Source organism: Sphingomonas glacialis (assembly GCF_014653575.1).
GTDB lineage: Bacteria > Pseudomonadota > Alphaproteobacteria > Sphingomonadales > Sphingomonadaceae > Sphingomonas > Sphingomonas glacialis.
Genome location: NZ_BNAQ01000003.1, coordinates 320998 through 334778 on the forward strand (window position 1 = coordinate 320998; position 13781 = coordinate 334778).

17 protein-coding genes are annotated in these 13781 nt (G+C 66.2%); 8 read left to right on the forward strand and 9 right to left on the reverse strand.

Features of this window, described 5'->3' with window-relative positions:
* Positions 1-6 precede the first annotated feature (6 nt).
* Positions 7-933 (reverse strand): ABC transporter ATP-binding protein, encoded by a 927-nt coding sequence (locus IE187_RS12190; protein ID WP_189676483.1) that lies wholly within the window; start codon positions 931-933, stop codon positions 7-9.
* 142 nt (positions 934-1075) lie between these two features.
* Between IE187_RS12190 and IE187_RS12195 the strand changes: the two genes are divergently transcribed.
* The 8 genes from IE187_RS12195 (at position 1076) to IE187_RS12230 (ending at position 7464) form a co-directional block, all read left to right on the forward strand.
* Positions 1076-1309, forward strand: a complete 234-nt coding sequence (locus tag IE187_RS12195) for a zinc-finger domain-containing protein (protein WP_133191320.1) — start codon at positions 1076-1078, stop codon at positions 1307-1309.
* Positions 1310-1327: 18 nt separating this feature from the next.
* Positions 1328-2758, forward strand: coding sequence for a metalloprotease TldD (gene tldD / locus IE187_RS12200; protein WP_189676484.1), 1431 nt, complete (start codon positions 1328-1330; stop codon positions 2756-2758).
* A gap of 97 nt (positions 2759-2855) precedes the next feature.
* Positions 2856-3803, forward strand: coding sequence for a DUF5996 family protein (locus IE187_RS12205; protein WP_189676485.1), 948 nt, complete (start codon positions 2856-2858; stop codon positions 3801-3803).
* An 18-nt stretch (positions 3804-3821) separates the two neighbouring features.
* Positions 3822-4400 (forward strand): pyridoxamine 5'-phosphate oxidase family protein, encoded by a 579-nt coding sequence (locus IE187_RS12210; RefSeq protein ID WP_189676486.1) that lies wholly within the window; start codon positions 3822-3824, stop codon positions 4398-4400.
* Positions 4397-4600 (forward strand): putative signal transducing protein, encoded by a 204-nt coding sequence (locus IE187_RS12215; RefSeq protein WP_189676487.1) that lies wholly within the window; start codon positions 4397-4399, stop codon positions 4598-4600. Before IE187_RS12210 ends, IE187_RS12215 begins: the two co-directional genes overlap by 4 nt.
* Positions 4601-4746: 146 nt before the next feature.
* Complete coding sequence (locus tag IE187_RS12220) at positions 4747-5085, forward strand: P-II family nitrogen regulator (RefSeq protein ID WP_133191315.1); 339 nt, start codon at positions 4747-4749, stop codon at positions 5083-5085.
* Between the two features lie 26 nt (positions 5086-5111).
* Positions 5112-6530 (forward strand): ammonium transporter, encoded by a 1419-nt coding sequence (locus tag IE187_RS12225; protein ID WP_133191314.1) that lies wholly within the window; start codon positions 5112-5114, stop codon positions 6528-6530.
* Positions 6531-6687: 157 nt separating this feature from the next.
* Positions 6688-7464, forward strand: coding sequence for a hypothetical protein (locus IE187_RS12230; RefSeq protein WP_189676488.1), 777 nt, complete (start codon positions 6688-6690; stop codon positions 7462-7464).
* Positions 7465-7470: 6 nt separating this feature from the next.
* Here the strand turns inward: IE187_RS12230 and IE187_RS12235 are convergent, their stop codons facing one another.
* From IE187_RS12235 to IE187_RS12270, 8 genes are all read right to left on the reverse strand, one after another.
* Positions 7471-7635 (reverse strand): hypothetical protein, encoded by a 165-nt coding sequence (locus IE187_RS12235; protein ID WP_189676489.1) that lies wholly within the window; start codon positions 7633-7635, stop codon positions 7471-7473.
* Positions 7636-7653: 18 nt separating this feature from the next.
* Positions 7654-9240 (reverse strand): GMC family oxidoreductase, encoded by a 1587-nt coding sequence (locus IE187_RS12240; RefSeq protein WP_189676490.1) that lies wholly within the window; start codon positions 9238-9240, stop codon positions 7654-7656.
* Positions 9241-9264: 24 nt separating this feature from the next.
* Positions 9265-10158: a sterol desaturase family protein gene (locus IE187_RS12245; protein ID WP_189676491.1), complete on the reverse strand. Its 894-nt coding sequence runs from the start codon at positions 10156-10158 to the stop codon at positions 9265-9267.
* Between the two features lie 58 nt (positions 10159-10216).
* Entirely contained in the window at positions 10217-10618 is a 402-nt protein-coding gene (locus IE187_RS12250) for a hypothetical protein (protein ID WP_189676492.1), read from the reverse strand.
* 10 nt (positions 10619-10628) lie between these two features.
* Positions 10629-11063 carry a protein tyrosine phosphatase family protein gene (locus IE187_RS12255; protein WP_133191309.1) on the reverse strand — a complete coding sequence of 145 codons (435 nt, stop codon included), beginning with the start codon at positions 11061-11063 and terminating at the stop codon, positions 10629-10631.
* A 264-nt stretch (positions 11064-11327) separates the two neighbouring features.
* The gene (gene recQ, locus IE187_RS12260) at positions 11328-13094 is read right to left on the reverse strand and encodes a DNA helicase RecQ (protein ID WP_189676493.1); all 1767 of its coding nucleotides are present in this window, start codon (positions 13092-13094) and stop codon (positions 11328-11330) included.
* Positions 13095-13421 (reverse strand): type II toxin-antitoxin system PemK/MazF family toxin, encoded by a 327-nt coding sequence (locus IE187_RS12265; protein ID WP_189676494.1) that lies wholly within the window; start codon positions 13419-13421, stop codon positions 13095-13097.
* A gap of 9 nt (positions 13422-13430) precedes the next feature.
* Positions 13431-13670: an antitoxin MazE-like protein gene (locus tag IE187_RS12270; protein ID WP_189676495.1), complete on the reverse strand. Its 240-nt coding sequence runs from the start codon at positions 13668-13670 to the stop codon at positions 13431-13433.
* Between the last annotated feature and the right edge of the window lie 111 nt (positions 13671-13781).

The following is a 13781-nucleotide window of genomic DNA, read 5'->3' on the forward strand; positions in this document are numbered from 1 at the left end:
CGACGATCACGCCGCGTTCGACGCCCGGGTCAGGTTGAGGAACACATCCTCGAGATCGGCCTCGCGCGTCGATACGTCCACAATCCCGTAGCCATCGGCCTGCACCGCGGCGAGCACTTCGCCGGCATTCACCTTGTCCTTGGCGTAGGTAATCGCGAGCGTCCGCGTCCCCTTCAATTCGATCTTCTGGAAGCAGACCGCGCTCGGCGGCACCGCGACGTCACGGTCGACCGTCACCTCGACGAGCTTCTCGGTTGCCATGCCGACGAGCTCGCGCGTCGGCTTGTTGGCGATCACCTTGCCGTGGTTGATGATCGCGATCCGGTCGCAGAGCTGCTCGGCTTCCTCGAGATAATGCGTCGTCAGCACCACCGTCACGCCCTGCTCGTTGAGCTGGCGGACATAGGCCCAGAGCTGCTGGCGCAGTTCGATGTCGACGCCTGCGGTCGGTTCGTCGAGCACCAGCACGGGCGGCGTGTGGACCATCGCTTTGGCGACCATCAGGCGGCGCTTCATCCCGCCCGACAGCGTGCGGGCATAGGCGTTGGCCTTGTCCTCGAGATGCACCGCGCGCAGCAATTCCATCGAACGGCGCTTCGCCTTGGGGACGCCGTAGAGCCCGGCCTGAATCTCGAGCGTCTCGATCGGCGTGAAGAACGGGTCGAACAGGATCTCCTGGTTGACGATCCCGATCGACGCCTTGGCGTTGCGCGGATGCTGGTCGGTGTCGAAGCCCCAGATCGTGGCGGTGCCGCTGGTCTTGTTGACGAGGCCGGCTAGGATGTTGATCAGCGTCGACTTGCCTGCGCCGTTCGGGCCGAGCAGCCCGAAGATCTGGCCGCGCGGCACATCGAACGACACGTCGTCGAGCGCGCGCTTGCCGCCCTTGTAGGTCTTGCACAGGTTCGCGATGGAGATGGCGGCCTCGGTCATGCCTTGCGCATAGCGCGCGATTGCGGGCCGGTCATCCCCCTCCCGCAAGCGGGAGGGGAGCAAGAAGGATGCGCCCGCCCCAAGCCGCGCCCGGAGACAAGGGGCGTTGAAGCGAAGCATCGACCTTGCTACACGCGCCTCCATGATCGCACCGCCCGAAATCCTGCGCGTAACGCATGCCCGCAACATCTGTGACGGCGCGACCGACATTCCCGGCGGCGCAAGCCTCGGCCATCCGCGCGTCTTTCTCGAAATCGACGAGAGCGGCTATGTCGATTGCGGCTATTGCGACCGCCGCTTCGTGCTGATCGGCGGGCCCGCCGATGGCGTCGATCCATCGACTTTGCACGATCACGGGGATGGCGCGGGACGCTAACCTGCCTATATTCGTCGGATGACCAGTCCGACAGACCCCCGCGCGTTCCTGTATCATGACGGCCAGCTCTCGCCCGACGAAGCGCAGGCGCTCACCGCCGCCGCACTCGGCAAGGCCGATGATGGCGAGCTGTATCTGCAATATCGCAAGTCCGAGGCGTTCGGCTTCGACGACGGTCGGCTGAAAACCGCGAGCTACGACACGCATTCTGGCTTTGGCCTGCGCGCCGTGTCGGGCGAGATGACCGCCTTCGCGCACGCCAACGAGCTCAGCGCCGCCGCCATCAAGCGCGCGAGCGAGACGATGGCGCTGATCGATCCGTCGAGCGCGCCCAAGGCCGGCCCGCCGCGCGCGACCAACCGCCACCTCTACACCGCTTCCGATCCGCTCGATCTCGTTCCCTTCGCCGACAAGGTGAACCTCTGCCAGACGATCGACGCCGCCGCGCGTGCGCGCGATCCGCGCGTCGCGCAGGTTTCGGTCTCGCTGTCGGGCAGTTGGAACGTCGTCGAGATCGTCCGCGCCGACGGTTTCATCGCCACCGACGTGCGCCCGCTCGTCCGCCTTAACGTCTCGATCGTGGTCGAGCAGAACGGCCGGCGCGAGACGGGGACGTTCGGGCTCGGCGGCCGCTACCTCTACGACGAGCTGATGTCGCCTGAGACCTGGAACCGCGCGATCGACGAGGCGCTGGCGCAAGCCGTCGTCAATCTCGACTCGGTCGCCGCACCCGCCGGCGAGATGACCGTGCTGCTCGGGCCGGGCTGGCCCGGCATCCTGCTCCACGAAGCGATCGGCCACGGGCTCGAGGGCGATTTCAACCGCAAGGGCACCAGCGCCTTCTCCGGCCGGATCGGCGAGCGCGTCGCGGCACCCGGCGTCACCGTCGTCGACGACGGCTCGATCGCCGACAAGCGCGGCTCGCTGTCGATCGACGATGAGGGCACGCCGACGCAGGAAAACGTGCTGATCGAAGACGGTATCCTCAAGGGCTATATCCAGGACCGGCTCAACGCCCGGTTGATGGGCGTCGCGCCGACCGGCAACGGTCGCCGCGAATCCTTCGCGCACGCACCGATGCCGCGGATGACCAACACCTTCATGCGCGGCGGCAAGGATGATCCCGCCGAGCTGCTCAGCCGCGTCAAGAACGGCATCTTCGCCAAGTCGTTCGGCGGCGGACAGGTCGATATCGTGTCCGGAAAATTCGTGTTCAGCTGCACCGAGGCATACAAGATCGAGAACGGCCGCATCGGCGCACCGATCAAGGGCGCGACGCTGATCGGCGATGGCCCCTCCTGCCTCACCCGCGTCGAGGGCATCGGCAACGATTTCGCGCTCGACGAGGGCGTCGGCATCTGCGGCAAAGGCGGGCAGAGCGTTCCGGCCGGCGTCGGGCAGCCGACCTTGCTGGTGGCAGGGCTGACGGTCGGTGGGACGGCGATGTAGGGGCGTCGCCCCGGCGCAGGCCGGGGCCGCTTCATTGGCGGACGGATCGTTCGATATCGCAGCGGCCCCGGCCTCCGCCGGGGCGACGGAGAGCAGGATGACCGAAGCAACGATCTCCCCTTGGCCCGAACTCGACTGGACCGCCTGGCGCGAGACCGCAATTGGGTTGCAACTCCGCACGCAGATCATCGGCAAGGTGCGGCTCGCGCTGACGCCGTGGCTCAACCATAGCTGGCACGTGCCGCTCTACGTCTCGGCGCGCGGGCTGACGAGTTCGGCGATCCCGATCGGCGACCGGATCCTCGAGATCGAGTTCGACCTGCTCCACGACCGCCTCGTCTTCATGACCAGCGACGGACGCAGCCGCGGGATCGGACTCGGCCCGGGCAGCATCGCGCATTTCCACCAGACCGTGATCACCTGCCTCACCGAGCTCGATGTACCCGCACAGTTCGACGGCGTGCCCAGCGAAATGGCCGACGTCCCGCCCTTCGCCGAGGATACCGCCGACCGCCCGTACGACGCCGACGCCGTCCGCGCCTTCTGGCGTGCGCTGATCCAGGTCGCGCGTGTGTTCGGCGAATTCCGCACCGGCTTCCTCGGCAAGGCCTCGCCCGTCCATTTCTTCTGGGGCAGCTTCGATCTCGCCGCGACGCGCTTTTCGGGCCGGGCGGCACCGCGCCATCCCGGGGGCTTTCCCGGCCTGCCCGATGCGGTGACGTGCGAAGCCTATAGCCATGAGGAAGCCAGCGTCGGCTTCTGGCCGGGCAGCGACGCCTATCCACATGCCGCGTTCTACGCCTATGCCTATCCCTCGCCCGCCGCCTATGCGCAGGCGCCTGTCGAACCCGCCGAAGCCAGCTGGAACGCCGATCTCGGCGAGTTCCTGCTCGATTATGATGTCGTGCGCAGCGCCGCCGATCCGAGCGAAACCTTGCTGGCCTTCTGCCAATCGACCTACGCCGCCGCCGCCGATCTCGCCGACTGGGATCGCGATGCGCTCGAATGTCCGCTCGGCCGCCCACGGATTCCCCGCATCGTCTGAAAGGGCTATACGCACGGCATGGAAATGTTCTCGGCCATTAACGATGCGCACCGCGCCTTCATCGCGAAGCAGCCCGTCTTCTTTGTCGCCACCGCCGCTGCGGGGGCGCGGGTCAACCTCAGCCCCAAGGGCATGGACAGCTTCCGCGTGCTCGGCGCCAATCGCGTCGCCTATCTCGACCTCGGCGGATCGGGCAACGAGACACAGGCGCATCTTGTCGCCGACGGCCGCATCACGATCATGTTCTGCGCGTTCGATAATCCCGCGCTGATCCTGCGGCTCTATGGAACGGGCAGCTTCACCATCGCGGGCGAGCCCGGCTATGACGATCTCGCAGGTCAATTCCCCGCGCTCGCCGGGGCGCGGCAGGTGTTCGATATACGAGTCGACAGCGTCCAGACCAGCTGCGGTTGGGGCGTTCCGCGCATGACGCTCGATCGTCCACGCGACACGCTCGTCAAATTTCACGCACAGCAGGACCCCGACGCCCGCCTCGCCGTGATCGCCAAGCGCACCCACAGCATCGATGGCTTGCCGGTGCGCGTCCAGAAGATCCTGCCCGCCTTCGATCCGCTCGAAGGGACCAACGGGCGATGAGTCTGGTCGAGGTCGGTCGGTTCGCGCGCAACGAAGCCTATATCGTCGTCGGACGGCTCGAGTCCGAAGGCATCATGGCGCTCGCGCTCGACGGCAATGCGAGCATTGCCGATGGCAGTCAGTTCTTCATTCCGGTCCGCGTGATGGTCGATGACGACGATGTCGACGCGGCGCGGGCTATCCTTGCCGAATCTGCCTGATTCTTAGGCAGCGATTCGCAACTGCACAAAAATTTACGATGCGGTAAGCGCTCCTGGCGCGGCGGTACCGCGGCAGACGGTCGTTTCGCGTCTGGCACGGCTTTTGCGAGACATCCCCCAGGACCAATAACCAGGGGGGTTCTTGCGTGAAGCTCGTCATTGCCATCATCAAACCTTTCAAGCTCGACGAGGTGCGCGAGGCGCTGACCGAAATCGGCGTCGCCGGAATGACCGTCACCGAGGTCAAGGGTTTCGGGCGCCAGAAAGGCCAGACCGAAATCTATCGCGGCGCCGAATACAGCACCAACATGGTCCCCAAGATCAAGATCGAGGTCGTCTGCGGCTCCGACCTCGCTGGCAAGGTCGTCGAGGCGATCCAGGCATCGGCCAACACCGGCGCGATCGGCGACGGCAAGATCTTCGTGCTCGATGTCGGGCAGGCGGTCCGCATCCGCACCGGCGAAACCGACGAGATCGCGCTGTGAGCGGGTCCGACTTTAAGGGGGTATCGATGAAGCAATCGACCAAATTGGGTTTTGCGGGTCTGGCAGCTGTCGCGGCGATCGCCGCGCTCCCGGCCTGGGCGCAGGCGCCCGTGGCGGCCGCCGCCAAGCCGTTCGTGCCGACTGCGGCGATGGTCAACAAGGGCGACACCGCCTGGATGCTGACCTCGTCGGTCCTCGTGCTGATGATGTCGGTGCCCGGCCTCGCGCTGTTCTACGGCGGCCTGGTCCGCACCAAGAACATGCTGTCGGTGCTGATGCAGGTCTTCATGATCGTCTGCATCGCGGCTTTGGTGTGGGTCAGCTGGGGCTATTCGATGGCCTTCACCGGCGGCTCACAGTTCGTCGGCGGGTTCGGCAAGCTGTTCCTCAAGGGCGTCGACGCCAATTCGCTCGCGGCGACCTTCTCGAACGGCGTCTACATTCCCGAATATGCCTATGTCTGCTTCCAGATGACGTTTGCATGCATCACGCCCGCGCTGATCGTCGGCGCGTTCGCCGAGCGCGTGAAGTTCACGCCGTTGATGGTGTTCATGGTCGCCTGGATGACAATCGTCTATTTCCCGATCGCACACATGGTGTGGTATTGGGCGGGCCCGGATTTCCTCCCCAACGCGCCGACCGACTTCGGCTTCCTCTACGGCAAGGGCGCGCTCGACTTCGCTGGCGGCACCGTGGTGCACATCAATGCCGGGATCGCCGGGCTCGTCGGCTGCCTCGTGATCGGCAAGCGCGCGGGCTTCAACAAGGAGCCGATGCCGCCGCACTCGCTGACCATGACGATGATCGGCGCCAGCCTGCTGTGGGTCGGCTGGTTCGGCTTCAACGCCGGTTCCAACCTCGAATCGAACGGCCTGACGGCACTCGCCTTCATCAACACCTTCGTCGCGACGGCAGCAGCCGGCGTGTCGTGGGCGGTGATCGACCAGATCAAGCACGGCAAGCCGTCGCTGCTCGGCGCGGTAACGGGCGCAGTTGCCGGCCTCGTCGCGATCACCCCGGCCTCGGGCTTCGCTTCGCCGATGACCTCGATCATTCTCGGCCTGCTCGTCTCGCCGCTCTGCTTCTTCTTCGTCACCACGGTGAAGAGCTGGGGCAAGTATGACGACTCGCTCGACGTGTTCGGCGTGCATTGCGTCGGCGGCATCTTCGGCGCGCTGGCGACCGGCGTGGTCGCCGATCCCAAGCTCGGCGGCCAGGGCTGGGTCGATTACACCGCCGCGGTCGCCAAGCCCGGCGTGTACGACATGGCGACGCAGTTGTGGACGCAGGCCGAAGCGGTCGCGATCACGCTGGTCTGGTCGGGCGGCGTTTCGGCCGTGCTGTTCCTGATCCTCAAATACACCGTCGGCATCCGCCCTTCGCAAGAAGTCGAGCACGAAGGCCTCGACATCTCCGAACATGGCGAGCGCGCCTACAATTATTGACCAGATTGGGGGGCGGGCCCCGAACGATCCGCCCCCCTCACGATGTTCCTCCTGCGGACGACCTAAGGCCGGTGCGGCAACGCACCGGCCCTTTTTTGTTTGGGGTGCGTACCAACAGCTGACATGCTCGCTCCTAGAAAACCGGGGGGGCATCGCGATGAAATTTCGACGCACAGGTCTTACAATCGCGGCGATCGTGCTGTTTTCGTCCCGTTGGGTCTATGCCCAGGCAACGACGCGCGAGCTCAAGGGCTTATCACCGCGCGCGGCTAATCGATCGGTGCAGCGCGACCTGCTGTCGGTGCTCGAGCCGATCAAACAGATCAGATCGGGCATGTTTGTACAGGTGCACGGCGTTTGGCTCGCCACCCGTCCGTTCGGGACCGAATTCGACGGCGTTTGCCAACGTGACCTAATGACGCTGTGGTACGCGCCGACCGACACCGCCGATCGCGCCGAAGACGCGCCGTTGCGGCCGTATAGCCTCACCGCCACGCCCTCGTTTCACATCGCCGCGCTGCCATCCCGGCGCCTCACCAAGCCGCGCGGTGATCACGTATGGCAAACAAAATGCACAACGCTCGGCAAGGACGTGTACAACTGGTTCCATGCGAAGGATGCGGAGACTGCAGTGCGTGGCGCGGCCGTATTGGAAGCAGCGGTCAAGGCAATCAAGAAGGGGATGCTGAAGGCACAGCCATGTCCCGATATCATCGATCGCAAAGCCGGGTGCGAAGCCGCCATTCTCGCATTCGGGCGCGTTGAGGAGATCAATGATATCGAACCCTGCCCTGCGGTTGCGCCGCTGCAGTGCTACGTGATCGACCTCGCGTCCCAGAGCAAACTTACGATCGAAGCTCAGTTCGCGGATGATGCCGCGGAACCCAGCGCGGTTACCGCGATCTCGGTCGAAGAATATATCATCGTGACCTGAAAGAGATCAGGTAGGCGGCGACGCTTCAGAGTCGGGATCGGCAAGCGCGTCCTTGTCGCGCGCTCTCTCGCGCAACCGCTGCGCGGCGAGCGCGGCGCCGAGCAGGAAGCCGCCCGGCACCAACACCACCGCCGCCGTCAACGCGACCCGATTCCAATCCTTGCGGTCCATGCCGCGGCATCTAGCCGATCAGGCGAGGTCCGCGGCCACGAAATCGGCACAACGTTCCCCGATCATGATCGACGGCGCATTGGTGTTGCCCGAGACGAGCTTGGGCATGACCGAGGCATCGGCGACATAGAGGCCCTCGACCCCGCGGACGCGCAGCCGCGGGTCGCACACCGCATCCTCGTTTGATCCCATCCGCGCGGTCCCGACCGGGTGATAGACGGTATCGGCGCGCGCGCGGATCAAGCGTTCGAGCGCGTCGTCGTCGCGCAAGTCGATCGGATAGCGATCGCGGCCCTGATGGTCGCTGAGTGGTGGCGCCTCGAGGATGCGATACATCGCGCGGACGCCGCGCATCATCGTCGCCATGTCGCGCGGATCGCTGAAGAACGCCGGGTCGATCAGCGGAGCCACGCGCGCATCGCTCGAGGCGAGCCGCACCGTGCCGTGGCTTTCGGGCCGCAGCACGCAGACGTGGCACGAATAGCCATGCCCCGGCACTTGCGTGCGGCCGTGATCCTCGAGCGCGGCGACGACGAAGTGGAGCTGGACGTCGGGCGCGGGGGCGTGCGGATCGGTGGTGAGGAAGGCGCCCGCCTCGGCGAACGGGGTCGTCATCATCCCCTCGCGCTTGCGCAGCCACTGGAACAGCGCGCCCGCCATATCGAGCTTGCCCTTGAGCGAATTGCCGACGAAGCTCTTGCCCGGCGTCTCGAAGGCCGCGACATAATCGATATGATCCTGCAAGTTCGCGCCGACCGCCGCGCGATCGACCCGCACCGTTATGCCCTGCTCGCGCAGATGCGCCCCCGGCCCGATCCCCGACAGCATCAGGATCTGCGGCGTCCCGAACACGCCCGCCGCGAGCACGACGGCCTTGCGCGCGCGGATCACCTTCGACTCGCCACCCTGCAGATAGGCGACGCCCCAGGCGCGCCCGTCCTCGAACAGCACGCGCTCGACGGTGACGCCGGTGAGCACGTGCAACGCCGGATTGTCGGGCGCGTCACCCAGATACGCGCGTGCCGAGGTCCAGCGCTCGCCGCCCTTCTGCGTCACTTGGTAGAGCCCGATCCCCTCCTGCCGCGCGCCGTTGAAATCGTCGTTGCGCGGGATCTGCAGCGACGCGCCGGCCTCGACGAAATCGCGGCTGCCGGGATTGGCGTGGTGCTGCTCGCTCACCCACAGCGGTCCGTCGCCGCCGTGATAAGCGTCGCCGCCACGGACATTGTGCTCGCTGCGCTTGAACCACGGCAGCACGTCGTCATACGACCAGCCGGGGCAGCCGAGCGCCGCCCAATTGTCGTAATCCCATTTGTTGCCGCGGATATAGATCATCGCGTTGATCGCGCTCGACCCGCCGAGCCCCTTGCCGCGCGGTTGGTGCCCGCGCCGGCCGCCTAGGCCGGCTTGCGGGACGGTCTCGTAATTCCAGTTGGTCTTGTCGGTCTGGAACGCGAGGAACGCCGGAATGCGCGTCCGGAGCCCCGTGTTGCGGCCCCCCGCCTCGAGCAAGGCGACCGAGAATTTCCCGCCATCGCTCAAGCGCCCGGCCGCCGCCGCGCCGCCCGAACCGCCCCCGATGACCACGATATCGGCTTCTTCCACGCGCTCTCTCCTGCTCGCGGCGCTTTAGCGCGCCTTTGTATCGCTCGATCGCCACTGCGCCTTGATCGTCTCGGACGTGTCGCGGCTGCCGTCGTGGCTCCACCCGGGCGGCATCACCAGATAGCCGAGCTTGGCACGAAGCCCCGGCGCCCGCCAGACGTCTTGCGCGATCCCGATCCATTCGTGCGTCGCCGCCCATAACAGATTGAACGAGCCCAAATTCTTGACGATCCCATAGCGCGGTCGATCGTCGGCGCGCTCAGGCTCGAAGGTGCCGAACAGGCGGTCCCAGACGATGAAGACCCCGGCATAATTGGTGTCGAGATAGCGCGGATTGGTCGCGTGATGGACGCGGTGGTGCGACGGCGTGTTCATCACCGCCTCGAACCAGCGCGGCATCCGGTCGATCATCTCGGTGTGGATCCAGAACTGATAGATCAGGTTGAGCCCCGCGACGAACACCAGCATCGCCGGCGGAAAGCCGATCAACAGCAGCGGCAGGCGGAAGACGAAGCCCAGCGAGACGAAGCCCGTCCAGGTCTGCCGCAGCGCGGTCGACAGATTATAATGCTGGCTCGAATGGTGGATGACATGGCTCGCCCAGAACCAGCGGACGCGGTGGGCCGAGCGGTGGAAGACGTAATAGAACAGGTCGTCGAGCACGAAGGCGAGCACGAACCAATACCAGGCATAGCCGATGTCGAAGAGCCGGAATTGCCACACCCAGAGCGACAGCGCGAAGACCAGTCCGACCGACAGCGCGCCGGCGACGGTGCTGCCGAGGCCGAGCGCAAGCGACACGAGCGTGTCCTTGGGCTCGTAACGCGTGCGATCCTTGATCCGCGCGACGATCATCTCGGCAAGGACGAGCGCGATGAAGCCGGGGACGGCGTAGTGGACGGGATCGGGCAGGCCCATACGCACTGTTTACACCAGTGTCAGTGGGATCCGTAAAGAGCCAATATCGCGCGGGCGGTCAGTGGTACGTCGTGCCGCGCGTGACGCTGTCCTCGATCGCACGAACATCGGCTTCGAGCACGCCGAACAGCAGCACCGCACCGAACTGGCGTTCGTCCGTCTCGACGCGCACACCCTCGATCGCCTGAGTGAGCCGCAATGGTGCGATCAGCCTCCGGGCGGCGACCTTTGCACCGTGGCGTTTCAGCAGCGCAAGCGCCCCGTTTCCAGCGACCAGCGCGGCATTCCCGTCGGTCCCGATCACCGCCCCATGCGCGACGAAGCCGGCAAGCATCTGCTCGGCGGTCTCGCGTGCTTGCGCCTTGCTCGAAATGCGCGCCTCGCCGAGTCGCATCCAGCGCGCGACTAGCGCCAGGCCGAGCACGCCGGCGACGCTTAGTCCAAGTTGCGTCCAGTCCATCGCCTTGCTGTCACGCCGGCGTGGAAAGCGCGTCGAGCAGCGGGCGAAGTCCGGTGAGATCGTATCCGGCGGCGGCGGCTTTCGTCATCGCCGTATCGGGATGCATGCCGCCCTTGACGACCGCGAGCGCCCAGAGGTTGCACGAGCGCGTTCCCGAGCGGCAGTATGCCAGCACCGGACCCTTGGCCTCGGCCAGCACCGCCGCCATCGCGTCGATCTGCGGATGCGAGAAGCCGGCGTGCGTCACCGGGATCGCGGTGTAGGTGAGGCCAGCGGCCTCGGCGGCGGCGGCGATCTCGGCACCGCTCGGCTGGCCCATATCCTCGCCATCGGGGCGGTTGTTGACGATTGCGGTGAAGCCCGCAGCGGCAAGGTCGGCCATCGCGTCGGGCGAGATTTGCGGAGCGACCGCGACGGTCGGATCGATGGTGCGGAGGATGGTCATGGGCTTGCTTCTAGCTCGCACGGCAGCGCGGCGGAAGCGGCAGATTCGGTTCGCGCAGAGGCGCGGAGGCGCGGAGGAAAAAACGGCGGGCGAACGCGCTGTTACATCAAACGGCCCGCGCGCGACCGGGAAACCGTAGTCTTTTTCCCTGCGCCTCAGCGCCCCTGCGCGAACAAATTTTCACGCAAAGCCGCGAAGACACGAAGAAGGGGAGTGATGATCCCGCCGCCTATCGCTTCGCGCCTTCGCGTGAAACTCGAGCGCTCAGAACCGTCGCAGGACCCCGAGAAACGCCTCGCCATAGGCCTCGAGCTTGCGCGCACCGACGCCGGTGATGTGACCCATCGCCGAGAGCGACGAAGGCCGCGTCGTCGCCATCTCGCGCAGCACCGAATCGTGGAAGATGACGTACGGCGGCACGCTCGCCTCGAGCGCGAGTTCGCGGCGCTTGGTGCGCAACGCCTCGAACAGCGGTTCGCCGGTCGGGTTGGGCACGCTGCCAGCGCTTCCGCGCCGCCGCCGCTCGCGCTTGGGCGGGACGATCAGCGCGACCTGTTCGCCCTCTTTCAAGATGCCGCGGGCGCCGGGGCCAAACTCCAACCCGCCGAAATCGTTCGCGCGCAGCGCGTCGCGCAGCAGCAGCGCCCGCCCGACCGGCTTGATCAGCGCGGCTTCCTCAGGGCTAGAGGCGATCCCGAATACGCCGAGCGTCTCGTGCCCGTTCATCAGGCTGCGCTCGCTCGACTGGCCCATCAGGACTTGCTCGATATAGCCCGCGCCAAAGCTCTGCCCCGTGCGAAAGACCGCGGAGAGGAATTTCCTCGCCACCTCCGTCGCATCGACCGCGGCGGGCGGGTTGAGACAATTGTCGCAATTGCCGCAATTCTCGGGACTGTCGTCGCCGAAATGCATGAGCAGGATGCGCCGCCGGCATCCGGCGGTCTCGGCCAGCGCGCCGAGGGCGGCGAGCCGCTGGCGCTCGCCCGGCTGGCGCGCCGGCTCGACCTCGCCGATCCGCTGCCGCGCGCGCGCGAAATCCTCGGCGCCCCAAAACAGATGCGCCACCGCGGGATCACCGTCACGCCCCGCGCGGCCGGTCTCCTGATAATAGCTCTCGATCGATTTGGGCAGCCCGGCGTGGGCGACGAAGCGCACGTCGGGCTTGTCGATCCCCATTCCGAACGCGACCGTCGCGCACATCACCATGTCCTCGCTCGCCACGAAATCGGCTTGGTTCTTCGCGCGGACATGCGGATCGAGCCCGGCATGATAGGCGCGCGTCGGCCGTCCGGTCTTGCTCAGCGCCTCGGCCATCTTTTCGGTGCCGGCGCGGCTCTGCAGATAGACGATGCCTGCGCCGGGGGTCTCGGCGATCAGGTCGGCGATCTGGCGCGTCGCATTGTCCTTCGGCGAGATGCGATACTGGATGTTGGGCCGGTCGAACCCCGCGACGATCATGCCCTCGTGCGGGATCCCGAGCTGCTCGAGGATATCCGCGCGCGTCACCGCGTCGGCGGTCGCGGTCAGCGCGAGCCGCGGCACATCCGGGAATGCGTCGAGCAGCGGTCGCAGCAGGCGGTAATCGGGCCGGAAATCATGCCCCCATTCGGACACGCAATGCGCCTCGTCGATCGCGAACAGCGCCAACGGCGCACGCGCGAGCAACTCGCGGAATGCGCCGCCCGAGGCACGCTCGGGCGCGACATAGAGCAGGTCGAGCTCGCCGCGGCGGAAGCGCGCGATCGTCTCGGCTTGGTCGGTATCGACCGAGGTCAGCGTCGCTGCGCGGATCCCGATCGCGGTCGCGGCGCGCAGCTGGTCGTGCATCAGCGCGATCAGCGGCGAGACGACGACACACGTCCCCTCGAGCACGACCGCGGGCAATTGATAGCACAGCGACTTGCCCGCGCCGGTCGGCATCACCGCGAGCGTCCGCGCGCCGGCGAGCACGCGCTCGACCACCGACCCCTGCACGCCGCGAAAAGCCGGGAAGCCGAAGGTCGATTGGAGGACGGGGAGGGGGTCGATCATTTACGCGAAACCAAGAATAAGAAGGAGAGCCTGATCGACACGCTGCATGTCGGTCTCGGACAAACGGCCGATCGCTCGGCCAAACTGCTGGTGATCCACGGTCACCAAAATGTCGACCGCGACGTCTGAAATCGCTTCAAGGCCATTCTGCGCGTCGGGCAAGACCCTCGGGCGAAGGTCGCGTGCCTCCCCTCTCGCGGTCTGGCATAATGCCACGAGACGATGTGGCGTATCGCCAAAAGCGTCGCCCTGCACGACCAAGACCGGGCGAGGCTTGCCGCCATAGCCGCTTCCCGTCGCAGCACTCCAGATTTCACCCCGCTTCACGATCGAGCTTTAACGCTCTGTTTCGCGGTCGAGGCGTTCGAGGCGTTCGAGCACGACGTCGGTCATCGCGCCAGCGAACGCCATCGCTTCGCGGTCATCCTCGACATGCGCCCACAACCACTCTCGCGTCTTGCGGGCTTCCTCCTGAAACTCCGGCGTCGTCGTGTCCGGCAACCAGAAAGTCTTCGGCCGCAGTCCCTGGGCGCGCAACGCTGCACGCCGTTTGGCGACGCGCTCGGCGCTGGTCATCGGTCGCTCCATGCCCATCGCCACGCTCCTTCCGCCCAAGCGTTACATGTAACGCCGACCCCCAAAAATCACAAGATGTTTACCCCTTGTTCTTGCGTGCAAGCGCGTTCC

Coding starts and splice junctions, on each gene's coding strand:
- IE187_RS12190 (WP_189676483.1), bottom strand. CDS start 933: ATGACCGAGGCCGCCATCTCCATCGCGAACCTGTGCAAGACCTACAAG.
- IE187_RS12195 (WP_133191320.1), top strand. CDS start 1,076: ATGATCGCACCGCCCGAAATCCTGCGCGTAACGCATGCCCGCAACATC.
- tldD (WP_189676484.1), top strand. CDS start 1,328: ATGACCAGTCCGACAGACCCCCGCGCGTTCCTGTATCATGACGGCCAG.
- IE187_RS12205 (WP_189676485.1), top strand. CDS start 2,856: ATGACCGAAGCAACGATCTCCCCTTGGCCCGAACTCGACTGGACCGCC.
- IE187_RS12210 (WP_189676486.1), top strand. CDS start 3,822: ATGGAAATGTTCTCGGCCATTAACGATGCGCACCGCGCCTTCATCGCG.
- IE187_RS12215 (WP_189676487.1), top strand. CDS start 4,397: ATGAGTCTGGTCGAGGTCGGTCGGTTCGCGCGCAACGAAGCCTATATC.
- IE187_RS12225 (WP_133191314.1), top strand. CDS start 5,112: ATGAAGCAATCGACCAAATTGGGTTTTGCGGGTCTGGCAGCTGTCGCG.
- IE187_RS12230 (WP_189676488.1), top strand. CDS start 6,688: ATGAAATTTCGACGCACAGGTCTTACAATCGCGGCGATCGTGCTGTTT.
- IE187_RS12235 (WP_189676489.1), bottom strand. CDS start 7,635: ATGGACCGCAAGGATTGGAATCGGGTCGCGTTGACGGCGGCGGTGGTG.
- IE187_RS12245 (WP_189676491.1), bottom strand. CDS start 10,158: ATGGGCCTGCCCGATCCCGTCCACTACGCCGTCCCCGGCTTCATCGCG.
- IE187_RS12250 (WP_189676492.1), bottom strand. CDS start 10,618: ATGGACTGGACGCAACTTGGACTAAGCGTCGCCGGCGTGCTCGGCCTG.
- IE187_RS12255 (WP_133191309.1), bottom strand. CDS start 11,063: ATGACCATCCTCCGCACCATCGATCCGACCGTCGCGGTCGCTCCGCAA.
- recQ (WP_189676493.1), bottom strand. CDS start 13,094: ATGATCGACCCCCTCCCCGTCCTCCAATCGACCTTCGGCTTCCCGGCT.
- IE187_RS12270 (WP_189676495.1), bottom strand. CDS start 13,670: ATGACCAGCGCCGAGCGCGTCGCCAAACGGCGTGCAGCGTTGCGCGCC.